Here is a 21,571-nt window from a genome sequence, read left to right as displayed (position 1 = left end):
GGATAATGAGTGTAAGCGTTCCTCTGATTTTCAGTGCTCATGCTCATTTAATGTATTTAGCGGCTAATCAGGGCTGACTCATCCCAATGTTTCTCGCTTATGGTTTGTTTCAGGGGCAACATTCAGCTGAGAATATAAGCTTAATCGTTCGTTTTTTCCGAATGTTAGAGTAATCTGATGCAATAAAATTAAGCAACTTACCAAAGAGTTGTCAGGAGGAGCACCATGGGGAGCGATATTCCCTACTATCACCGTTCCATTGATTGGGAGCGTCTGGTCGCTGACTATCCGCCGCCGCCCCACTTTCATCAGATGACAGGTGTGTTGTCTGAAGCAGAGGTAAATGCACTGCAAAATCATCGCTTTATGGAGCGAATGAGGGAGGCGTGGCAATTACCCTTCTACAATCAACGCTGGCGGGCCGCGGGGCTTGAGCCCGGTGATATCCGCAGTCTGGCTGATATCCAGCGCATACCAAGTTTTACAAGCGATGATTTGAAGAAAGCCATCGAAGAAGCGCCCCCTTTTGGTTCGCACCATCCTTTAGGGCGTAAGGATTTTGGACGAATTCCCATCAAGATCCAGACGAGTGGCGGCACAACCGGCATGCCGCGTGCGACATTGTTTGATCCGCTATCGTGGGAAGTTCAAGGCATTCAGACGGCGCGTGGTTTTTATTCGCAGGGTGCAAGGCCTGGCGATGTGATCCAGATCCCCCTTACCACCTCATTGGCAAATGCTGGCTGGACTGCGCATAACGCTGCATTCAATTGGTTGGGGTGCGTGCCCGTTACAACGGGTTCCGGCAAGGTGACGCCCAGTGAAAAGCAACTTGCTTTTGCCAAAGAGTGGGATGTCAACGGCTGGTATGTTATGGGCGACTATCTGGGCCGCCTTACGCAAGTCGCTGCAGAGATGAATTTCGATCTGCATCAGCTGCCGACAAAGTACATCTTTTCCTTCCTGGGGCCCGACGCCGACGGTGCATTGCGCAAGGCGATGGAAGAGGCGTGGAACGCCCCTGTTTATGATAATTATGGCTCGCATGAAATTGGCCTCGTTGCTTTCGAGTGCTCGGAAAAGGTGCGCCATATCAATGAAGATACGGTTTACCTTGAAATCTGTGACGAGTTTAACGGCAACGTATTGCCCGATGGCGAAGTTGGAATTGTCGTTGCGACAAGCCTGTATCGGAGCATTCCTCCGTTTATCCGTTATAACTTGCGTGATCGGATGTCGATCAACCCGCGCCATCGCTGCGCTTGCGGGTTAAATACCCGGACGCTATCGGCGATGTTGGGCCGAGCCGATGAGATGGTTAAGCTGCGCGGCACAAACATTTATCCCTTAAGCTGTCAGAGTGCAGTCAAGAAAGACCCGCGCACAACTGGTGAATATATCTGCGTCGCATTCCATGTTGGTGAGTCTCTGGCGCGTCAGGAAGAAATGACGGTCAAAGTAGAGCGGAAATCCCCTGAAATTGATGCAGAGGCATTAGCGCAAGATCTGCGCAAAGCACTCTATATGGATCTGGGTGCTCGCGTTGATGTTGAGATCGTTGAAGCGGGCGAACTTGCCGAGGTGTGCGGTATAGGTGAGAAGCCGCGTCGATTGCTTGATTTACGCCGAAAATAGGGTTTTGGGCGCCATTCTGGTTCTAGCATCCTAAGCGTTTGCGGCTATCTGATTGAGCTAACAATAAAAAAACTGGAGCAAGCGTTGATCCGGCGAGATCTAACCTTGCTCTAGGCGGGTAATAAAGCGATAATTCTTCGTGCTACCCGTTGCTGAAGCAAAGGAACCTAAAATATTTGCTTCAGCAAATTATAAATATCTCTGGGAGGAGTAGAAATGGTGGATTTTAAGCGTTCGTATATGTCAGCTCTTGCTGTTGGGGCATTGCTTCTCAGCGGGTCATCCGTGCTGGCGCAAGATGCGGTAAAGCCTCTTGTAATTGGCGTTATTGAAGATCGGTCGGGTGGTTCGACTTTTTATTCGCAGGAATCTGTCAAGGCGATCAAGCTTTTCTCGGAGCTGCTTAACAAGGGCGATGTTCTGTTCGCAAAAGATACTCTTGGTGACAAACCAGGTATTCTGGGCCGCCCCATTGAGTTGGCCTTTGAGGATGATGAGAACAATCCTAACAATACCGTTATCAAGACACGTCGCCTGCTTGAGCGTGGGGCAGAGGTAATCTTCTTCCTTTCCGGTTCTGGCGCGACAACGCAAGGACGCGTCGTTTGCACCGAGCAGAAGGTGCTTTGTATTGCGCCGACGAACGTTAGCGCCAAATTGGTTGAAGCGCCCAATAACGAATACATCTTCACCATCGCGCCTCAGAGTGCATTGACAGCTGAAGCGTATATCGAGGCCTGGAAAAAGCTTGGCTATAAGCGCATTGCGGGCGTGCGTGATAGCAGCGCGACTTCCAAAATCGTGGGCGATTCCTACGTCAAGGCTTGGGAAGCAGCCGGCTTTGAGACTGTAGCCTATGAAACAGTTGAAATTGGTGCGCCTGATGCCAACGCGCAGATGCTGCGCGTGCGCAACGCCAAACCTGATGTGATTATGGATCTCTTTGCATCGGCTTCTGAATCGGCTGCCATGTATCGCAGCAAGGAGCGCCTGAAGCTTGATACGCCAACCTTCGCCAGCAATACGCTGACAGCAACGCCTCATATCTGGCAACTGGCAGGGGACGCGGTGAATGGTACGTTGGTGGTTGACACCATCGGCACTACAAACCCCAACACCAATGCGCTTCGCGCTGCTTATGATGCAAAGTACGGACCAAACACCATGGTCTGGCTGCATCCGATGGTTTGGGATGGTCTGGCGCTCGTGAAAAAAGCCGCTGAAACTGTAGGCTCGACAGATGGCACTGCAATGCGCGATGAAATTGCAAAAGTGCAGAAGTTTCCTTCATCATTTGGTCAGCCGGGCTTTACCCTGAACTTTAGTGCTGACAAGCATAATGGTGCGAGCAAGCAGGGCCTTGTGGTGGTGCAGTTTGCCGATGGCACGCCATCACGCGTTTGGGATGTCTACCAGCCATAAGCCGAGGGCAACGCAATGGATCCGGGTATCATCATCTCGGGACTAGGTACGGGTGCTTTCTATGGTTTGATAGCACTGGCCTACTTCCTTTTCACGCGTGCCACCACGGCGGTTAACTTTGCCATCGGTGCGTTTGTTATGTTCGCTGGCATGCTGTCGGCACATCTTGTGACGGTTGAGGGTATCCCGGTTTCTATTGCGGTGCTTGCTGCCGTTCTTGCGGGCATTGTGCTGGTTTGGGTGGCAGAGGCGGGGGTGTTGCGTCCGATAATGGCGCGCGCCACCGATGAGTTCGGCGCGGTGATGGCCATCGTGGCGCTTATGTTTGTGATTGAGCAGCTGGCGGGCATTTTATTTACGCGCCGGCCTATTGTGAGCAAGCCATTCGTGGATGGCATCATCGTGGTAGGTGATAGCTTTGTGGAATACCACACCCTGTTGATGTTGTTTGTCGCTGTTGTTGTCTTTGCCGCGGTTGATCTCTGGTTGCGGAAGGGGCGCTATGGGCGAATGCTGCGCGCGGTTGGTGATAATGAAAGCGCAGCACGCATATTGGGCTTGCCTGTACGCCGCATTAAAGGTGTGGCGATGGCAGTTACGGGGATCGTTTGTGCGATCGCCGGGGTTATGGTGATCTCTTATACGCCTGTAAACTTCCACTCGAATATCGGCTTTGCCATTTTGGGGTTTGTCGCCTTCGTCATTGGTGGCACTGGCAATGCATGGGCGCCGCTGGTGGGTGGATTGCTGCTGGGCGTGATTGAATCGGTTTCAGCCTATATGTTGGGCGGTGGAGCGCGTGATTACGTGCTGCTAGCACTCGTTCTGCTCATCTTTACGGTGAGGCCACAGGGGCTCTTCCATATTGAGGTGCGGGCATGACATCATTCGTGCATGCGAAGGCCGATACCCGCAAAAGCGGCAGTGCCAGTCGGCGCTACCTGCGGACAGAGGCGCTGGTCACTGCCGTTATCGGTGTTGGCATCATTCTGCTCATCGGCGATCGTGCCTATCTGCAGGATCTGGCTATTCTTGCCATTGCATACGCTTTTCTCGCCATGGGGATGTATCTGCCATTGGCGCTGGGCGGGCAGCTTTCGCTAGCTTATAACGCTTACTTTGCCATTGGTGCCTATGCTGTAGCGCTGACAGGCGGATTAACACCGGGAGTGGAGCAGCAACTGGCCTTGTGGGCGTCGATACCAGCAGGTATTGCAACAGCTATGGTGACGGCTGCCATTTTGGGCTTTGCTACACGCAGGCTTTCAGGGTTTCATCTGGCCGTTGCGACGTTGATGTTTGGCATCGCTGTAAACACTTTTCTGATCCATAGTGATGGCATTACGGGTGGCCCGACTGGCTTGGGGGGCATTCCGCGCCTGAACATTTTTGGCTGGGAGCTTGGTAGAACAGAACTTGTCACGATTGGTATCGTGGGGGTTTGGATTGTGGCCACGCTGATCGCCCGGTTTCGCGTATCATTGGCTGGTATTGCACTCCGGGTTCAGCGTGAGGCACCCGCAGCGGCAGCCACGAGTGGTGTGCCTGCGGTGGCGTTGAAGATGTATGCGCTGATAGCGGGTGCTGCTATCGCAAGCCTTTCCGGTATTCTGTTCGCACTGATGAACCAGTTCGTTCTGCCGGAATCCTTCGGTGCGAAAGTGGTATTTCTGGTGCTTTTCATGCCAATTCTTGGCGGCATGTCCACGCCTTGGGGCGCGGTTCTGGGGGCGGTGCTCGTTGTCGCATTTACGTTTGGGTTTGATTTCTTCCAGGGCCCCGGTGCATTGACATTCGGCGTTTTGGCTCTGCTCGTGCTGTTGCTTGCTCCGGCGGGTATAATCGGTTTGATCGTTCAGTTCGTCAGCTGGAGCAAGCGTCGTCTGGGATGGTCTGCTCACTCAGAGGAAGGTGCGCCATGACGGAGCTTCTTTCTTGCCGCGATATTCATAAATCCTACGGTGGCGTAAAAGTGCTGCGGGGGGTGACGCTCGGCGTAAATAGAGGGGAAATCTTTGGACTGACCGGGGCCAATGGTGCGGGCAAATCTACTCTTATCGATGTTATTACGGGTCAAACGGCTTATACTTCTGGCGAGATTTTTATCGGAGATGTCCCTGTCTCACGCGGTGGTGCAGCACTTAGGGCGCAGCTGGGGCTTGCACGGACTTTTCAACGCCCACAAGTGGCGGCGGAGCTGACGTTGCTGGAGAACATCCGTGTGGCACGCGCTGCTGCAGGCCTCTCATCGCACAACAAGATACTTTCGGCATTTATAAAAGGCTTCTTCGGCGGCGGGGAGGAGGACGAGGCGGAAATCAGAAATGTTTGCCGACAATTGTCCCTGCGTGAGCCGGACAGGTTGGCAGCGGAAGTAACCTTTGGCGAGTTGCGGTTGCTTGAGTTTGCCCGAGCACTCATGCTGAAACCGAAAGTGATCGTGCTTGATGAGCCATTCTCAGGCGTGGGAGATGCCGGTATTAATGGCATTATCGAAGCGCTGCGCGCACTGAGAGATGCCGGATGCGCTGTGCTGCTGGTGGATCACAACATCGATTTGCTTACACCGTTGGTTGATCGCATGGCGCTGTTGGCGCAAGGCGAAATCCTGGTCGAAGGCAGTGTCGAGACATGCCTGCACAGTCCTGTATTCCGCAGCACATACATAGGAGTGGCATGATGAGCAGCACCTCTGTCTTGACTGCGCAGAATATTGTCGCCCGTTATGGTAATGCTGAGGCCGTATCACGTGCCGGGCTTGCAGTCGATAAGGGTAGTGTGACTGCGATTGTTGGTCCGAATGGAGCAGGAAAAAGCACGTTGCTGCAGGCGCTTGTTGGTGGATTACGGATTGCTGAGGGGGAGATTACGCTGAATGGCAAATCCATAACCCGGCAAAGCCCTACCGATCGCGCCAAGGCAGGGCTTGTGTTGGTGCCGCAGGGCCGGCAGGTTTTTCCGGTGCTGACTGTGCTGGAAAATCTGCAGGTGATGGCCGATGCGCTTTCGCTGTCTCATGGACGCATAGATGAGGCTATGCAACGATTTCCCGTTCTCAGGGAGCGTCAGCACGTGCCAGCTGGCAGCTTGAGCGGTGGTGAGCAGCAGATGCTGGCGCTTGCCCGGGCGTTGATGTCGCATCCTTCAGTTTTATTGCTCGATGAGCCTACATTGGGCCTTGCGCCGGTGATCGTTGCTGAAATCATCAAGACCGTAACCGAGCTTGCGGCCGATGGCGTTGCCGTGTTGATTGCTGAGCCTTCGATCAGGCTAATCCGTAACCAAATCGACCGTGGATATGTCATGATCCGAGGGCAAATGGTGGCGGAAGTGCAGGGTGCAGCCAATCTTGAGCAGGCTTATCTAGAGAAAATGGGTATGGCAGATCATGCTCATTCGTCGCATTCAGTGCATGCGTAAAGTATTGCACAGCTCCAGAATGAATAGAGCGCATGGGACAGGAAACGTGCATTCTGTTTATAAAAAACGCTAAAAATCAAATGGATAGTTTGGCTTAGCGCTTGCTTTGCTGCTGGTTTCTCTAACCAATCCTTCGCTGTCGCCTGTCAAATTATGGGCGAAGGATTTAGCTTACCTGAAAGTTGACAATCAAGTAAAATAATCTGACAATAAGGTCGTAGTTTAGTTAGGAGGCTACCCTCATGATCAAAGGCGTTTACGGTATCAACGTCGCAGTGAAAGATCTCGATGCAGCTACGCGCCAATATGAGGCACTGTTTGGCATCAAGGCAAAGCCGCTTTCGAGCGATTTTTTTGCTTTTCCCGGATTGATTGGTTCGCAGATCAGCATCAACGGATTTCACCTCAATCTGATTGCCTCATTAACTGACGATACATCAGTTGCGAAGTTCATCGAAAAGCGTGGTGAGGGCTTCTTTCTGCTTTCTGTCGAGGTCGAAGACATTGCAGGCGAGGTTCAGCGGGTGCGCGATCTGGGCGCAACCGTGCTGATGGATGAAAACACTGTTGGCGATTTTGGGGCGGTAAACTTCGTTCATCCCAAGTCTTTCGCTGGCATTCAGGTGGAAATTTTTGAACCAGGAGAGCGCGCACGCGCGCTGGATCTTGCTACTGCATGATGGTGTGAAGGGTTACGAATAAGGGGGGAGCCGTGGAGAAGTTTCGCAAAGAAACCCGCGATTGGCTTGAGGAAAATTGCCCACCCGCCATGCGTCAACCAAGACGCGGTGATGCCGACACTTGCTGGGGCGGAAGAGGCTGGGTTTTTACCTCGCAGGAACAGCGTATCTGGTTTGAGCGTATGGTAGAGCGCGGCTGGACGGTGCCAGCATGGCCGAAAGAATATGGCGGTGGCGGTCTGTCGCCTCATGAAGCGGTGATCCTGCAAGAGGAGATGGATGCTATTAATGCGCGTCCGCCGCTTGAGAGCTTTGGTATTTCAATGCTTGGACCAGCATTGCTCAAGTTCGGCAATGAAGAGCAAAAACGCGAACATCTGCCGAAAATTGCACGTGGTGAAATTCGTTGGTGTCAGGGCTATTCCGAACCCGATGCAGGATCAGACCTTGCGGCGCTACGCACGCGTGCGGTCCAGGATGGTGATCATTTCATCGTCAATGGACAGAAAATCTGGACCTCTTACGCAGACAAGGCCGATTGGATTTTCTGTCTTGTGCGCACGGATGTAACGGTCAAGAAGCAAGCTGGCATTTCGTTCCTGCTTTTTGATATGGCGACGCCCGGTGTTTCGACGCGGCCTATCCTGTTGATATCGGGCAAGTCGCCATTCTGCGAAACGTTTTTTGATAATGTACGCGTGCCGGTCAGCAACCTTGTTGGCGAACGTAATCGCGGCTGGGATGTTGCCAAATATCTGCTGACCCATGAGCGCGAGATGATTGCAGGCGGTGGCAGCAATCTTTTTGACGTTGATTTTCTGGACAGAACGGCAGCCGCTGTTGCAGGTGGCGCGCCGCTGAAGGATAGCGTGCTGCGCGCACGTATTGCCCAGGCCGCCATTGATAGTCATGCATTTGAAGCAACTCGTGAGCGCTATGTTGCAGATGCTGCAGCAGGTAACGAGCTTGGCCCGCGTTCTGCCGTGCTGAAATTACAAGGCACTGAACTTAACAAACGGCGTTTGGAGCTTGTCATGTCTCTTGGGGGCATCGATGCGCTGACTGTGACGGGTGAAGAAGAAACAACTGATAGCCCCCATACGCTTTGGCTGCGTAGTCGCGGCAATTCGATTGAAGGCGGCACGTCGGAAATCATGCTTGAGATCATCTCAAGGTCGATCCTCGAACTGCCGGTCCAATGAGGTGAATGCTATGTTTGCCGATGAATTGGAAATCATGCAGCGCAGCGCAAGAGCGCTTATCGAGGAGTTGTCTCCTGTGGGAGCGCTGCGCGAGCTGCGGAATGTTGGAAATGATCGTGGGTTTGACAGCCATTTCTGGCAAAAGGCAACGGAGTTGGGATGGGGTGGGGTGATCATCCCTGAAGATCTCGGCGGTGTTGGCCTGGGACATGTTGGGGCGGGAATTTTAGCGCGTGAACTGGGCCGTGAGGCTGCACTCTCGCCGTTTCTCTCTACTGCTGTTCTTGGCACAACAGCTTTGCTGCTGAGCGAACAAACGCCATCACGAGATCAACTGTTGGAGCAAATCGCAGCAGGTAGCACTCTTGTCGCGGTTGCCATTGAAGCATTGGGTGCCGCAACAGCTCAGGTTGTCTATCAGCATGATTCAGAGGGCTACACGCTGTCTGGTCAGCACAAGGCGGTGATCGATGGTCATGTTGCTGATGCATTAATCGTGCGGGCTGAGCCAGCTCTGGGGCAAGGGGAGACCCTTGTGTTTCTTGTCGATGCTGATGCTGAAGGCCTCGCAGTTTCGCCGCGCCCTCTCGTTGATGGTCGACGGCTGGGCGACCTTACATTCAACAAAGTGCGAGTGGGCGAGGGTGCGCTTCTTTCAACGTCTCTATCGATCGACGCATATGTTGAGTGCGTGCTGGATGCGGGAAGAGCAAACCTGGCTGCGCGACTTTCAGGAATGGCAGAAGAAGCATTTGCACGCACAGTAGCGTTCTTGAAAGAGCGTGTGCAGTTTGGACGGCACATTGGTTCATTTCAAGCTCTTCAGCACCGTGCCGCACTTATGCATTGCGAGATTGAAGATGCATGGTCTGCCTCCCTCAAAGCCTTGCGGGCAATCGATGAGGGGCTTCCTGAGAAAGCGTTTCTTGTGGCCGTTGCCAAAGCAAAGGCCGGTGAAGTTGCTTGCCGCGTAACAGCGGAATGCCTGCAGCTGCACGGCGGTGTCGGCATGACAGATGAATTCGATATTGGCCTCTATCTCAAAGCAAGCCGGATAGATGCCGAGTTACTGGGCAACGTGACGTTCCATGCTGATCGCGTGGCGTCTCATCTGGGATACTAGCATAGGGAGCTTTTTGAAGGAGTTATTGCCGTGATTTTTATTCAATTGATTTAAATGAAGAATATGTACTCATAACAGAGGGTTTTAGTTATGGTTAATCTAGAAACGTTGTTTTCGGTTAAAGGCAAAACGGCCCTCGTTACAGGCGGGGCAACTGGTATTGGTCGTGTCTGTGCTCAAACATTAGCTGAGGCGGGGGCACGTGTGCTGATCGCCTCCCGCAAGGCTGAATCCTGTCGTGATGTCGCGCATACTATTGCCGAGGTTGGTGAATGCGAGGGCTTTGGTGCGGATGTGAGCACCGAAGAAGGTGTCGCAGCTTTGGCTAACGAGGTTCGCGCACGCACTGAGCGGCTTGATATTCTCATCAACAATGCTGGGGCAACCTGGGGTGCGCCGTTTGAAGAGTTTACCTGGGCCGCATGGGAAAAGGTGCTGTCAGTCAATCTGGTTGGTGTTTTCGCGTTGACCCGTGAGTTGATGCCGCTTCTGTTAGCTTCAGGTTCTTCTCGCTCGCCCTCGCGTGTCATCAATATCGGATCAATGGTGGGCACGTTGCCGCTTGCTGACAATGCATATTCCTATGCCACGTCCAAAGCGGGCGTTCATCACCTGACGCGTATCCTGGCCAATGAGTTTGCCGGGCGCAATGTCAATATCAATGCCATCGCACCCGGTCCCTTCAATACGCGTATGACAGCGTTTGCGCTTGCTGATGAGGAAACGCGCAGGCATGCCGCTGCTGGCGTACCGGTTGGTCGCATTGGCGAGCCAGAAGATATCGCCGCTACAATTCTTTATCTCTGCAGCCCTGCTGGCAGCTTTGTTACAGGTGCAGTCCTGCCTCTTGATGGCGGTATGACAGTGCAGACACGTCAACATATGTTCAGAGGGGATGATGCATGAGTGCATTGGCTGATATGTGCCCTCGGGCCAAGACATCGCGCTGGTATGTTATCAGCCAAGCGCGGATTGATGATTTTGCCGATGTGACGGAAGATCATCAGTTCATTCATGTCGATCCCGCAGCGGCGGCAGAATCGGTCTTTGGTGGTACCATTGCGCACGGTTTTCTATCGCTTTCGCTGCTGAGTAGTATGGCAGAAGGTATTTTGACACTGCCGGAAGGGGCCGGGATCAACCTGAATTATGGCTTCGACAAGGTGCGTTTTTTAACGCCTGTGGCTGCGGGGAAACGTGTACGTGGCCACTTCTCGCTGAATAGTTCCACTTTGCGTGCTCCCGGTCAGGCTCTGTTTTCCTACAAGGTTGAAGTTGAAATTGAAGGTGAATCGCGGCTGGCTCTGGCAGCTGATTGGCTGATCTTGACGATTGCCGCGACAGGAGAAGAAGTATGAGCGGGTTTGCCAATAGAACGGCGATTGTAACGGGTGCAGGTGCAGGCCTAGGCCGAAGCCATGCACTCGGGCTTGCACGAGCAGGTGCGCGCGTCGTCGTTTCTGACGTTGATGCTGAAGCAGCACGCGCTGTGGCTGTTGAGATTGAGCGTGAGGGCGGTAAAGCGATCGCCGCCGCCGCTGACGTCTCTAACCCAACACAAGTGCAGGAGGCCGTGGCACGCGCACAGGCCATCTTCGGTGGCGTCGACATCCTCGTGAATAATGCGGGCATCTTGCGTGATAGAAGCTTCGCCAAGATGTCGCTGGAAGAGTTTGAGCTTGTTCTTAAAATTCACGTGACTGGCTCTTTCAATTTCTCCAAGGCGGTGTGGGAGGGAATGCGCGAAGCTCGCTATGGGCGCATCGTGTTCACGTCATCAGCATCGGGCATCTACGGCAATTTTGGACAGGCGAATTATGGCGCTGCCAAAGCTGCGATGATCGGCCTTATGAACGTGCTTCATATCGAGGGCGAGAAATATGGCATCCATGTCAATACGCTCGCGCCAACCGCTGCCACCCAGATGACGGCAGGGCTCATCAGTGAGGAGGCGGCAGCTTTGCTTGCCCCAGAAACCGTAACGCCAGCAGTACTTTATCTTGCGAGTGAGAATGCGCCTTCGCGCGTTATCCTGGGAGCGGGCGCTGGTGTTTATGCCCTGACACGCATTGAAGAAACCGAAGGGGTGTTTCTGCCGGAATCTGAGCGAACCCCTGAAGGCATTGCACGTCATTTCAATGAAATCGCCAGCCGCTCCAAAGCGCGAACGCTGGATGGCGCTTTCGATCAAACCAGTAAATTTGTGTCGATCGCAGCACATGCGCTGAACATCGATCTCTCCGGAAAGGCCTGAGATTATGAGAGAGGCAGTTATTGTTTCCACCGCGCGCACGCCTATTGGCAAGGCTTATCGCGGTGCATTCAACGATACACAGGCGCAGACGCTTGGCGGCCATGCCATTGCTCATGCAGTCGCACGTGCTGGCGTTGATCCGGCCGAAATTGATGACGTGATCCTTGGCGCGGCAATGCAGCAGGGTTCAACCTATCTGAATGTCGCACGTCAATCAGCCTTGCGAGCTGGGCTTCCTACAAGCGTCGCTGGTATGACGATTGATCGCCAGTGTGCTTCCGGGCTGATGGCTATTGCCACTGCGGCAAAGCAAATTGTGCATGATGGCATGACCGTTACTGTTGGCGGTGGGCTGGAATCCATCTCCCTCGTGCAGACACCAAAAATGAACCTGGACCGTTTTCAGGATCCATGGCTGGTCGCTAATCGCCCTGATCTATATATGACGATGCTTGAAACAGCCGAGATCGTGTCTGATCGTTATAAAATACCACGCGATTTGCAGGATGCCTACGCTCTGCAATCCCAGCAGCGCACGGCCAGCGCACAAGCTGCGGGGCGTTTCGATGCTGAAATTGTTCCTCTGCCGAGCGTAATGAAGGTGTTTGACAAGGCGACCGGCGAAACGCGTGATGTCGAGATCACTGCTCCGCGCGATGAAGGTAACCGTGCCGATACCACTCTGGAAGGGTTACAGAGTCTGAAGCCAGTATTTACTGGTGGGCAGGTGGTACAGGCCGGGCATTACATTACGGCGGGCAATGCATCCCAGTTATCCGATGGTGCCTCAGCCAGTGTTCTGATGGAAGCGGGTGAGGCAGCGCGGCGTGGATTGCAGCCGTTGGGGATTTATCGCGGCATGGCTGTCGCAGGTTGTGATCCCGATGAAATGGGCATCGGCCCTGTCTTTGCTGTTCCTAAATTGCTTGCTCAGCACGGATTGAAAGTAGACGACATTGGCCTATGGGAGCTTAACGAAGCTTTTGCGGTACAGGCGCTTTATTGTCGGGAAAGACTGGGCATCGATAATGAACGTTTTAATGTCAATGGCGGAGCGATTTCGATTGGCCACCCTTATGGCATGTCGGGTGCGCGGCTCGTTGGGCATGCGTTGATCGAAGGCAAGCGTCGAGGTGTACGTTACGTTGTCGTGACAATGTGTGTCGGTGGCGGTATGGGTGCAGCTGGACTGTTCGAAGTTGCCTGAGAAACAGAAGGTTATGGCGGTTCTTTAACAAGGACCGCCATACGATAATGCATTTTTTACTGCATCTGATCAGCAAGTGAGTACCATTTTTAAATGGGTTTAATGCATGAATAAAAAGATATAGCGTTGTGCTTTATGGAGCTGCTCTTAAGGTGCGGGAGGGGACGATGTGATGACCACGGATAGAGGTGACCTGCACTTTCCCTTTCCCGCGCCCCCCTTGCCCGGCGAGGTGATCAGCGTGGCGGACGGTGTGCTCTGGACGCGTCTGCCTCTGCCTTTTTCTCTTAATCACATTAATATCTATCTGATCGAAGATCAGGGTGGTTGGGCTGTGCTCGACACCGGTATTAGCGATGCTATCACGCGTGAAATATGGCAGGCTCTGCAGGCCGGTCCTTTAAAAGGAATGAGGCTGACACGCATTATTGTCAGTCATTTTCATCCTGATCATGTCGGGCTTGCTCACTGGTTATGCCACACCTTTGATGCCCCGCTGTTGACAAACGAAACATGCTACACGCTTACGTCAGGCCTTACAGCGCCTGGAAGCTTGCGCTCTACTCCGACTGCCAGCGAGATAGCGCATTATCTCAGCCATGGTCTGCCAGCATATCTTGCCGAAAGTATTCTGCCTCCTGAAGCGTATTTTGCTATCGTTTCAGATGCTCCTCCCACTGAATATATGCGTATTGAAGATGGTGACAGGCTGTCGATTGGAGGGCGTGATTTTGCTGTGATATCCGGCAATGGCCACGCCAAGAACCAACTGATGCTCCATGCGCCTGATGACAGCCTACTATTTGCTGCCGATCAAATTATGGCTCGCATTACACCGAATGTTGGTGTGTCACCTTCTGAGCCAGATGAGAATGCACTTGATGGCTTTATCACCACGCTTCAAGAGCTGGTAACCAAAGTGCCAGATTCCAGCCTTATCTTGCCAGGGCATGAACGGCCTTTCGAGGGCATTGCCTTGCGGGCGCAGCAACTTATCCAGCATCATGAAGACCGATGCGGGCTGATACTGCGGGCGTGTGATCAAAACCCGCATTCAGTTGCAGATATGATGCCCATTCTCTTCACGCGCCCTCTGGATCACGATCAAATAGCAATGGCTTTTGGTGAAGCGCTTGCGCATGTAAACTATTTGGTTAATCGAGATGAGTTAAATTGGATTGAAGAAAAAGATGGCGTGCAACGCTTAATACGCGCTTAAACAGGGTGGGATTTTGCATTTTATCTATGGATGACAGCAATAACGTGCATCCATTTTCTGTGTGATGCTGGATGGCGTTAGCTGTCTGGTGTTTCAGGTTGCCAGTATTCTCCCGTCAATAGCTTTTGTGAGAGATACAGCGGGCATTGACGTCTATGGTATTTTCCCTGAAATATAGTGACGAGTTTGTCGTCGTCATATCTGTCCGGCATTCCGCAGCTTGAAATTAAGAATAATCTGGCCGCAAACGGTCGGGGGAATGGGACGTTGATGTCGGGTGTGGATTGCGACATTCTGGTAATTGGTGGCGGTATCAATGGTTGTGGCATTGCACGTGATGCAGCGGGGCGTGGTTTTGAGGTTATGCTTGTTGAAAAAGCTGACCTTGCAAGTGGCGCATCCTCAGCTTCGACCAAGCTCATTCATGGCGGTTTACGGTATTTAGAGCATTACGAATTCCGACTTGTGCGTGAAGCGCTGGCGGAACGTGAAGTATTATGGCGCATGGCGCCGCATATCATTTGGCCGCTGCGTTTTATTCTGCCCTATCATAAAGCTCTTCGCCCAGCATGGATGTTGCGGCTGGGGCTTTTTTTGTATGATCATATTGGCGGGCGTAAATTACTACCTGCAACCCGCATGTTTGATCTGCGCACTGATAGCGCGGGCAGATCTTTGAAGCCTGGTTTTACACGCGCTTTCGAATATTCAGATGCATGGGTGCAGGATGCGCGCCTGGTTGCTCTCAATGCGCGAGATGCACAAAATCGCGGTGCCCGCATTCTTACGCGAACCACTGTCATCGATGTTCGGCGTGAAGCGGGCGCGTTTCTTGTTGCGCTTCGTGATGAACGTACAGGTATTGTATCGTATGTGGCGGCGCGTCTTGTGGTCAATGCAGCAGGCCCATGGGTTGATGAAGTACGTTACCTGATCGATGGTGAGGCCATTGCTCCACGTGTGAGGTTGGTGCAAGGCAGTCATATTGTAGTGCCGAAGTTGTTCGATCATGATCGCTGCTACATTTTTCAAAATGCTGATGGCCGCGTTGTATTTGCGATCCCATACGAGCAGGATTTCACGCTGATAGGGACCACTGATCGTGATTACATGGGTGATCCCGGATTGGTGCGCATAACGCCGGAGGAGGTTGCTTATCTTTGCGATGCAGCAGGCGCCTACTTCCGCAAGGAAATCACATCAAGCGATGTTGTGTGGGCTTATTCTGGCGTGCGGCCGCTCTACAATGACGGCGCTTCTTTGGCGCAGGAAGCTACGCGCGATTATGTACTCACGCATGAAGGAAACGCCGAGATGGGCACGGCCATTCATGTATTTGGAGGCAAGCTTACAACTTATCGCAAATTAAGTGAGGCCGTTATGGCCAAGGTAGAGAAAGTGTTGGGCTTGCGCGCGCCTGCCTGGACAGCCGATAGTCGTTTGCCAGGTGGTGATTTTCCGGTGGATGGCTTTTCTGATCTTGTTGCAAGGTTGAAAAAGCGTGCGCCGAGCGTATCTGATGCCACGCTTATAAGGTTAGCGCGAAATTATGGCACGCTTGCGCTTTCAATTCTTGCGGATGGCACGCTTGGAAATATTTTCGGCGCTGATCTGGGTGAAAATGAAGTTCGTCATCTGGTAGAATCCGAGTGGGCAGTAACTGCAGAGGATATTCTGTGGCGTCGGTCCAAGCTGGGTCTGCAGTTTAAGCCAGAGCAAGTTGCAGCACTGGCAGCTTTCCTGGAAAAGGTAGAAAGCGACCTGTCTATCCATTGAGTGTCTGCTGTGCAGCAACAAAGCAGGTAATGCTTTGTCGGTAGCCGATTTTACGCGCCATCCTTTTGATCTTGCATTGCAATGGGAATGGTATGTCGGCATCAATTTGTTCAAGTTTAGCTTATCAAAAATACTTCAATCTGTCTGGCGGCTTCCCTGCAAATTAAAGTGGGTAAACACGATATCCAAGACGATGTTATTTGCTGTTGCAAATAATGCACGGTTGCATCCAATTATACATAGCACAAATTGCAATTTATATTTGATTGTATTTCATATTTAAATAATTAATGGTTTTTGTTGTAGTATGAGAATCGATGTAAGCATGTTTGTCGTTTATAGGTGATTGTTTTTATTCATTTATATTTTTAATTATCTGTATATCGACCTGTTTTTGGTGCAGTGACTGTTCTGGAGATTTGGTGACGTGGGTGAAATGGTGCGGCTGAACGACCTTGATATCCTGATGCAAAAGGTGCGGGCTGATGTTGAGGCTCGTAAAGCACGGGTGGATGCTGAGGCTTATGCGCTGAACGACGCGGAAGAGCTGCCACCCCCGATTGATGTCAACCGGATGCGATATACAGCAGCCGAATTGCTTGCAAACTATGATGTCGTTTTTCTGCGTTCAGCGTATCTTGCTATTCTTGGGCAAGAACCTGATGGCGATAATGCCGCGCAATATCTGCAAGACTTGCGCCTTGGGCAGCTGAGCCGCATCGACGTGCTTGATTGCCTGCTGGCAACAGATGAGGCGCGGGCGCGTGGTGTGCGCGTTTCAGGCTTGAGGCGAGAACGTTTTATCGAGCGTGCGCGTCGTTCGGTGTTTGGGCGCAAGCTTGGTGTTCTTGTGCGAATAGCCGGTAATATTCCCCGCTTGGCCAGCTATATGCGTCAGGTCATCGCGCGTGTTGATACTGCAGAGAGCAAGCTGCAAAAGCTGGAACGCCACCTGATTGAAGCGCAGGCTGAGCGCCAAACCTGTGAAGCGCTGATCAATCAACACCTTCAAGCAATGACCTTGCAGATCAGTGAACTTCAGGAGCGGCTTAATGTCGATGCCGTTGCAAATGCGCGCAAGTAAGGCTGCGATCTCAACAGGAAGACTTGTGAAACCCAAAGTGGCAATTGTCGCGGCGGGATCGGGATCAGGCGAAACTGGGGGAGCAGAGCGCTTTTTCGCTGGTTTGCGCGATGCGCTGCTGGCAATTGGGCTTGATGTCACGCTGCTTCAGATCCCATCCAATGAAGCAAATTTTGATACGATCAAGGAATCCTATCTGCGATTCTATGATCTGGATGTCAGTGCATATGATGGCGTGATCACGTCCAAAGCGCCGTCCTATCTTGTGCGTCATCCCAATCATGTCTGCTATTTGCAGCACACTATGCGGGTGTTTTATGACATGTTTGAGGTTGAGTTTGGCGCAGGCTCCGCACAGCTTTCAGAGCAGCGGGTGCTTATTCATGCGCTCGATACGGCTGCTTTGAGTGCGCCGCGTGCCCGCAAGGTGTTTGCTATTGGCGAGGAAGTTGCGGCGCGATTACGCCGTTATAATGGCCTGAATGCAGAGGTTATTCGCCACCCAACAAATCTGACAGGTTTACGGCAGGGGGCTTTCAGACACGTCTTTATGCCCGGTCGTTTGCATCGCTGGAAGCGCGTAGATCTGGCTATCGAGGCCATGAAATACGTTAAAGCACCCGTGGAGCTTGTGATTGCGGGCGCGGGGGAGGATGCCGGGCGCTTTAAAGCGCTAGCAGCAGGTGATCCGCGCATTCGTTTCACTGGCTGGATCAGTGATGCAGAGCTGCTCGACTATTATAGTAATGCGCTGGCAGCGCTGTTCGTGCCACGAAATGAAGATCTGGGTCTCATTACCTATGAGGCTTTTCATAGCGGCAAACCGGTTATCACTTGTAGTGATAGCGGCGAACCAGCGCGCGTTGTTGAAAATGACCGCACGGGTTTTGTATGTGCGCCAACCCCGCAAGCAATTGCAGCCAGAATTGAGCAACTGGCGCATGATCCAGTACTTGCCGCATCGATGGGACAAAAGGGACTTCATGCAGCTGAGCAAGTCACCTGGGAGAAGGTGGCTATTACGCTGGCAAGCGCCCTCGATCTGCCATTTGAAATGCCGGACATCCGCCATGCTGTGCCTCTTGAGCCGGCACTAAGCAAGTGGGTTTGTCATGATTGAACCACTAAAAGCGCAATGTCGGGTGGTGTAACGTCGCGAGCATTCAGCTTTCAGATGCATTTCCATTTGATAGGATTTTGGCTCTATCTTTTTGTTTATGCATCATTTTTATCCACAGGGCGACTCTCGCTCGTGGCGTGATGCTCTTGTCTTTAAAAACCAGCAAGTGAGGAAACAACGCCGATGACGTTGCATACGATCATTCTGGATATGCAGCCTATCGACCCTCCGGTAGGCGGGGGGAGGTTGCGTCTTCTTGGGCTTTATCATGGGTTGGGGCAGGGCCATCAGGCGCATTATGTTGGTACTTATGACTGGCGTGGCCCGGGGGAGCGCAAGCAACAGCTGACGCCCACTTTACTTGAAGAGTTGGTTCCACTTTCAGAAGCACACTTTGCAGCCGCCGACCAGCGCGCGTGCGATCTGGGTGGAAGAGGTGTTATCGACACAGCGTTTCATACCATGGCTGAACTGTCGCCTGACTATATCAAGGCCGCACGCAAGGCTGTCAGTAAGGCAGATGTCGTGATTTTCTCGCATCCGTGGATCTATCCACTTGTGCGCGAGGTGCTGCGGCCGGAACAGCTTATTGTGTATGACGCACATAATGTAGAAGGCGTGTTGCGCACTGAATTGCTCGATGATGGCGGTGAGGGCTCGGAGGTGGCAAAAGGCGTGGTTGAGGTGGAAAGCGCGGTATGTCGTGCTGCCGATCTCATTCTTGCTTGCTCACATGAAGATAGGGAGTCTTTTGCATCTCTTTATGGGATACCGCCTGCGCGTATTCGTGTGGTGCCGAATGGTACGTTTACACGTTCGATCACCCCATCCACTACCGATGAGAAACATAGGGCACGCCAGCAGCTTGGCGCTGAGGGGCGGCCAGTGGCATTTTTTCTCGGCAGTAATTATGGCCCGAACGTTGCTGCAGCACGCTTCATTGCTGAAGCGCTTGCGCCTGCATTGCCACATGTTCTGCTCGTGATAGCAGGCGGTGTTGGTGGGGGCCTTGAAGGGGTAAGACTGCGTGAAAATGTGCGCGTAACCGGGCAGATATCAGAAGAGGAAAAGGTATTGTGGCTGCAAGCCGCAGACCTTGCCATAAACCCAATGTTTGGTGGTTCTGGCACGAACATCAAGATGCTCGACTTCATGGCTGCAGGGCTGCCGATCGTTTCAACCGCCATTGGTGCGCGGGGCATTGAAACATCTGAGAGGGCTTTTATCATCGCGCATGCCGAAAGTTTTGCGCAAACAATCCGTAGCGTTTTGGCTAATGAAACAGAGCGCAAGCAGCTTGGTGCAGGCGCGCGTGCGCAGGCCGATCGTTTCTATTCGTGGGAGCGCATTTCGGAAAATCTCGGCATGCTGTTGCAGCGTTGGGCGGCGCTAAAGGCAAGACACGATACGCCTCCATTTTTCTCGATTGTCGTGCCAACGTATGAGCGCCCGTATTTGTTATCGACACTGGTAAGCTTTCTCAGTCGTCAGACATGGCGCGATTTTGAAGTCATCATTGTTGATCAAAGTGTTGAGCCATGGCCGGAGCGTACAACTGATTTCGGTTTTGATCTGCAATATATCCACACAGACAGAAAGGGTGCTGTAACAGCCCGTAACACTGGTGCAGCCTTGGCGCGTGGTAGAGTTATTGCCTTTACCGATGATGATTGCGAGCCGCATGAAGGCTGGCTCGCAGCAGCGCATGAAGCTTTTATGGCGGCTGATATTGCGGGACTTGAGGGACTTATCACCTCCGATCGTGTTGGTGATCCGGCATGGCGGCCCGTTACAAATGAAGGCTTTGAAGGTATAGGCTTCATGACGGCCAACTTGTTTGTGCGTTCAGATGTTTTTCAGGCGCTGAATGGTTTTGATATCGCGTTTGAGAATCCGCATTTCCGTGAGGATACCGATCTTGGTTGGCGCATCCAGGCAGTTGGAGAGGTGCCATTCTCGCGTGAGGCATGGGTGTATCATCCACCGCACTCGCGTCAGATTGAGCGGGAATCCTTGGCGGCCCGGTCAGAATTTTTTGTGAACGATGCCCTCTTGATGCACAAGCACCCGGAGCGTTATGCAAATCTTATGCTGCGCGAGGTGCAATGGGCGCACAATGCACACTTCTGGGACCAGTTTCTCAAAGGTGTTGAGAAACACGGCATAAATATTCCTGCCTCTATTCGCACGATCATGCGTGACAATGCGGGCATTGCTTACACCGGCCCATTAAAATCAAGCTCAATTGCAGCGGCAAACGTAGCAAACGTCTACAGAGGTGAAGAGGATACGGGGCTGCCTTCAAAGACCGGGCTGCGAAAAAGGATATTACAATCCGTTTCATGGACTGTGCGACCCATATGGCGGCGCATCTGGGCGCGGGTTGAGGGACGCCTTCGGCCGATCGATGACAGGCTTAATGCGCTGGAAAATACATTACTGCAGCTGCAGCAGAACACAGATGCGCGATTGCACAAAATGGAGGCCGGGATTGAGGGGCTGAATGCCAAGCTTGCGGTGTTATGTGGGCATAACCATTCCGACGCAATTCTGATGGCGAATGACGAGAGTGCTAGCCAACCTCTGCACATGAGCGCGCCGAGGGATAAGCAGAACCGGCCTCATGCTTGAAAGCCAGGCCAGGGTATAGAGCAAAATACATTCAAGTTAAGTCGGTATTTTGCTCTAATCGTTTGTTGATCCATCAGATTTTTCCAAAAGGTGGTATCCGCTTTTGGGGCTGATGCAAGAGAGAATAATATCCGCTCTGGATGAATTTTAGTGAAAGCCCGCTTGTTCAGTCTTGGCGAGCTTTCTGTCAAGTTTGCTATATTACTCGATTGTTTCGTTGGGATAAACGCCCCACAAGCGATTTTGCTGAATGTAACCCTTGATATTACGCACCGATACCTTGCACCACGTTCCATCACAGGTATCAATGCTAACGATAACAGCTGGCTGTAAGTGAGCCTGTATTTTGGAGCTATCAGACGCGCGCTCATAAAGTGGATTGGGATCCTTATTCTTATCACGATCCCATGGGGCTACGAGAGCCGTGCGGCGTCCCGATAGCAGGCTGTGCAGAACCCAACCTTCCGCGCCTTCCGAATCACGAATACGCCGCCAGGTTGCAAACTCGGCCGTGATCTCAACAGGCAATCCAGCACGTTGATACACCCACAGCGTGCGATGATCTTTCGCTGGTCCAGCGCGCAAGTTTACCCGATCGGACTTGAGGCTGACATAACGGGGAACTGGCAATTTGCTATTAGAGCCAATCGTTTGCCCGGCACCAGACTGTTGCTGCGCATGCAAGGGCGCGGACATTAAAACAATGAGAGCGGCGAATGAAAGGGTGCGAGTGATGGCGGCAGCTTTGAACATGGGTAACTTTCCAGGCAGACTTACAGAACAAGATTTGCGTATGGG

General features: G+C 52.5%; 19 protein-coding genes. 18 read left to right on the top strand and 1 reads right to left on the bottom strand.

Annotation, left to right across the window (positions count from 1 at the left end):
* Positions 1-225: 225 nt before the first annotated feature.
* The 18 genes from VRZ32_RS03660 (at position 226) to VRZ32_RS03575 (ending at position 20,773) form a co-directional block, all read left to right on the top strand.
* On the top strand, positions 226-1,635 hold the full coding sequence (locus VRZ32_RS03660) for a phenylacetate--CoA ligase family protein (protein WP_414524286.1): 1,410 nt from the start codon (positions 226-228) through the stop codon (positions 1,633-1,635).
* A 216-nt stretch (positions 1,636-1,851) separates the two neighbouring features.
* Positions 1,852-3,057, top strand: a complete 1,206-nt coding sequence (locus VRZ32_RS03655) for an ABC transporter substrate-binding protein (protein ID WP_414524284.1) — start codon at positions 1,852-1,854, stop codon at positions 3,055-3,057.
* Positions 3,058-3,072: 15 nt separating this feature from the next.
* Entirely contained in the window at positions 3,073-3,939 is an 867-nt protein-coding gene (locus VRZ32_RS03650) for a branched-chain amino acid ABC transporter permease (protein WP_414524282.1), read from the top strand.
* Entirely contained in the window at positions 3,936-4,979 is a 1,044-nt protein-coding gene (locus VRZ32_RS03645; protein ID WP_414524280.1) for a branched-chain amino acid ABC transporter permease, read from the top strand. Before VRZ32_RS03650 ends, VRZ32_RS03645 begins: the two co-directional genes overlap by 4 nt.
* Complete coding sequence (locus tag VRZ32_RS03640) at positions 4,976-5,737, top strand: ABC transporter ATP-binding protein (RefSeq protein WP_414524277.1); 762 nt, start codon at positions 4,976-4,978, stop codon at positions 5,735-5,737. Before VRZ32_RS03645 ends, VRZ32_RS03640 begins: the two co-directional genes overlap by 4 nt.
* The gene (locus VRZ32_RS03635; RefSeq protein WP_414524275.1) at positions 5,737-6,477 is read left to right on the top strand and encodes an ABC transporter ATP-binding protein; all 741 of its coding nucleotides are present in this window, start codon (positions 5,737-5,739) and stop codon (positions 6,475-6,477) included. The genes VRZ32_RS03640 and VRZ32_RS03635 overlap by 1 nt, the downstream gene beginning before the upstream one ends.
* A 242-nt stretch (positions 6,478-6,719) precedes the next feature.
* On the top strand, positions 6,720-7,157 hold the full coding sequence (locus tag VRZ32_RS03630; RefSeq protein ID WP_414524273.1) for a VOC family protein: 438 nt from the start codon (positions 6,720-6,722) through the stop codon (positions 7,155-7,157).
* A 32-nt stretch (positions 7,158-7,189) separates the two neighbouring features.
* Complete coding sequence (locus VRZ32_RS03625) at positions 7,190-8,359, top strand: acyl-CoA dehydrogenase family protein (RefSeq protein WP_414524271.1); 1,170 nt, start codon at positions 7,190-7,192, stop codon at positions 8,357-8,359.
* Between the two features lie 10 nt (positions 8,360-8,369).
* Complete coding sequence (locus VRZ32_RS03620; protein WP_414524269.1) at positions 8,370-9,482, top strand: acyl-CoA dehydrogenase family protein; 1,113 nt, start codon at positions 8,370-8,372, stop codon at positions 9,480-9,482.
* 90 nt (positions 9,483-9,572) lie between these two features.
* A complete protein-coding gene (locus VRZ32_RS03615; protein ID WP_414524267.1) occupies positions 9,573-10,388 on the top strand; it encodes an SDR family oxidoreductase in 816 nt (271 codons plus the stop codon).
* Positions 10,385-10,840 (top strand): MaoC family dehydratase, encoded by a 456-nt coding sequence (locus tag VRZ32_RS03610; protein WP_414524265.1) that lies wholly within the window; start codon positions 10,385-10,387, stop codon positions 10,838-10,840. The genes VRZ32_RS03615 and VRZ32_RS03610 overlap by 4 nt, the downstream gene beginning before the upstream one ends.
* Complete coding sequence (locus tag VRZ32_RS03605; protein WP_414524263.1) at positions 10,837-11,736, top strand: SDR family NAD(P)-dependent oxidoreductase; 900 nt, start codon at positions 10,837-10,839, stop codon at positions 11,734-11,736. The genes VRZ32_RS03610 and VRZ32_RS03605 overlap by 4 nt, the downstream gene beginning before the upstream one ends.
* A gap of 4 nt (positions 11,737-11,740) precedes the next feature.
* Complete coding sequence (locus tag VRZ32_RS03600; protein ID WP_414524261.1) at positions 11,741-12,943, top strand: acetyl-CoA C-acyltransferase; 1,203 nt, start codon at positions 11,741-11,743, stop codon at positions 12,941-12,943.
* Between the two features lie 172 nt (positions 12,944-13,115).
* Positions 13,116-14,162, top strand: coding sequence for an MBL fold metallo-hydrolase (locus tag VRZ32_RS03595; RefSeq protein ID WP_414524259.1), 1,047 nt, complete (start codon positions 13,116-13,118; stop codon positions 14,160-14,162).
* Positions 14,163-14,432: 270 nt separating this feature from the next.
* Positions 14,433-15,938 carry a glycerol-3-phosphate dehydrogenase gene (gene glpD / locus VRZ32_RS03590; protein WP_414525028.1) on the top strand — a complete coding sequence of 502 codons (1,506 nt, stop codon included), beginning with the start codon at positions 14,433-14,435 and terminating at the stop codon, positions 15,936-15,938.
* Between the two features lie 427 nt (positions 15,939-16,365).
* Positions 16,366-17,022 (top strand): hypothetical protein, encoded by a 657-nt coding sequence (locus tag VRZ32_RS03585; RefSeq protein ID WP_414524257.1) that lies wholly within the window; start codon positions 16,366-16,368, stop codon positions 17,020-17,022.
* Complete coding sequence (locus VRZ32_RS03580; protein WP_414524255.1) at positions 16,991-18,142, top strand: glycosyltransferase family 4 protein; 1,152 nt, start codon at positions 16,991-16,993, stop codon at positions 18,140-18,142. Before VRZ32_RS03585 ends, VRZ32_RS03580 begins: the two co-directional genes overlap by 32 nt.
* Positions 18,143-18,325: 183 nt before the next feature.
* Positions 18,326-20,773, top strand: a complete 2,448-nt coding sequence (locus VRZ32_RS03575; protein ID WP_414524253.1) for a glycosyltransferase — start codon at positions 18,326-18,328, stop codon at positions 20,771-20,773.
* A 201-nt stretch (positions 20,774-20,974) separates the two neighbouring features.
* Here the strand turns inward: VRZ32_RS03575 and VRZ32_RS03570 are convergent, their stop codons facing one another.
* Positions 20,975-21,526 carry an SH3 domain-containing protein gene (locus VRZ32_RS03570; protein WP_414524251.1) on the bottom strand — a complete coding sequence of 184 codons (552 nt, stop codon included), beginning with the start codon at positions 21,524-21,526 and terminating at the stop codon, positions 20,975-20,977.
* Positions 21,527-21,571: the final 45 nt, after the last annotated feature.

The organism is Pseudochelatococcus sp. G4_1912, assembly GCF_047501465.1.
Taxonomy (GTDB): Bacteria; Pseudomonadota; Alphaproteobacteria; order Rhizobiales; family Beijerinckiaceae; genus Pseudochelatococcus.
Note: the sequence above shows the minus strand (reverse complement) of the source record. Positions and strands in the feature narration are given on the sequence as shown.

What these genes read in the sequence shown, in the direction of transcription:
- VRZ32_RS03610 (WP_414524265.1), top strand. Translation starts at nt 10,385, where the DNA reads ATGAGTGCATTGGCTGATATGTGCCCTCGGGCCAAGACATCGCGCTGG.
- VRZ32_RS03615 (WP_414524267.1), top strand. Translation starts at nt 9,573, where the DNA reads ATGGTTAATCTAGAAACGTTGTTTTCGGTTAAAGGCAAAACGGCCCTC.
- VRZ32_RS03575 (WP_414524253.1), top strand. Translation starts at nt 18,326, where the DNA reads ATGACGTTGCATACGATCATTCTGGATATGCAGCCTATCGACCCTCCG.
- VRZ32_RS03635 (WP_414524275.1), top strand. Translation starts at nt 5,737, where the DNA reads ATGAGCAGCACCTCTGTCTTGACTGCGCAGAATATTGTCGCCCGTTAT.
- VRZ32_RS03630 (WP_414524273.1), top strand. Translation starts at nt 6,720, where the DNA reads ATGATCAAAGGCGTTTACGGTATCAACGTCGCAGTGAAAGATCTCGAT.
- VRZ32_RS03640 (WP_414524277.1), top strand. Translation starts at nt 4,976, where the DNA reads ATGACGGAGCTTCTTTCTTGCCGCGATATTCATAAATCCTACGGTGGC.
- VRZ32_RS03600 (WP_414524261.1), top strand. Translation starts at nt 11,741, where the DNA reads ATGAGAGAGGCAGTTATTGTTTCCACCGCGCGCACGCCTATTGGCAAG.
- VRZ32_RS03660 (WP_414524286.1), top strand. Translation starts at nt 226, where the DNA reads ATGGGGAGCGATATTCCCTACTATCACCGTTCCATTGATTGGGAGCGT.
- VRZ32_RS03650 (WP_414524282.1), top strand. Translation starts at nt 3,073, where the DNA reads ATGGATCCGGGTATCATCATCTCGGGACTAGGTACGGGTGCTTTCTAT.
- VRZ32_RS03605 (WP_414524263.1), top strand. Translation starts at nt 10,837, where the DNA reads ATGAGCGGGTTTGCCAATAGAACGGCGATTGTAACGGGTGCAGGTGCA.
- VRZ32_RS03570 (WP_414524251.1), bottom strand. Translation starts at nt 21,526, where the DNA reads ATGTTCAAAGCTGCCGCCATCACTCGCACCCTTTCATTCGCCGCTCTC.
- VRZ32_RS03580 (WP_414524255.1), top strand. Translation starts at nt 16,991, where the DNA reads ATGTCGATGCCGTTGCAAATGCGCGCAAGTAAGGCTGCGATCTCAACA.
- VRZ32_RS03595 (WP_414524259.1), top strand. Translation starts at nt 13,116, where the DNA reads ATGACCACGGATAGAGGTGACCTGCACTTTCCCTTTCCCGCGCCCCCC.
- VRZ32_RS03620 (WP_414524269.1), top strand. Translation starts at nt 8,370, where the DNA reads ATGTTTGCCGATGAATTGGAAATCATGCAGCGCAGCGCAAGAGCGCTT.
- VRZ32_RS03645 (WP_414524280.1), top strand. Translation starts at nt 3,936, where the DNA reads ATGACATCATTCGTGCATGCGAAGGCCGATACCCGCAAAAGCGGCAGT.
- VRZ32_RS03655 (WP_414524284.1), top strand. Translation starts at nt 1,852, where the DNA reads ATGGTGGATTTTAAGCGTTCGTATATGTCAGCTCTTGCTGTTGGGGCA.
- glpD (WP_414525028.1), top strand. Translation starts at nt 14,433, where the DNA reads ATGTCGGGTGTGGATTGCGACATTCTGGTAATTGGTGGCGGTATCAAT.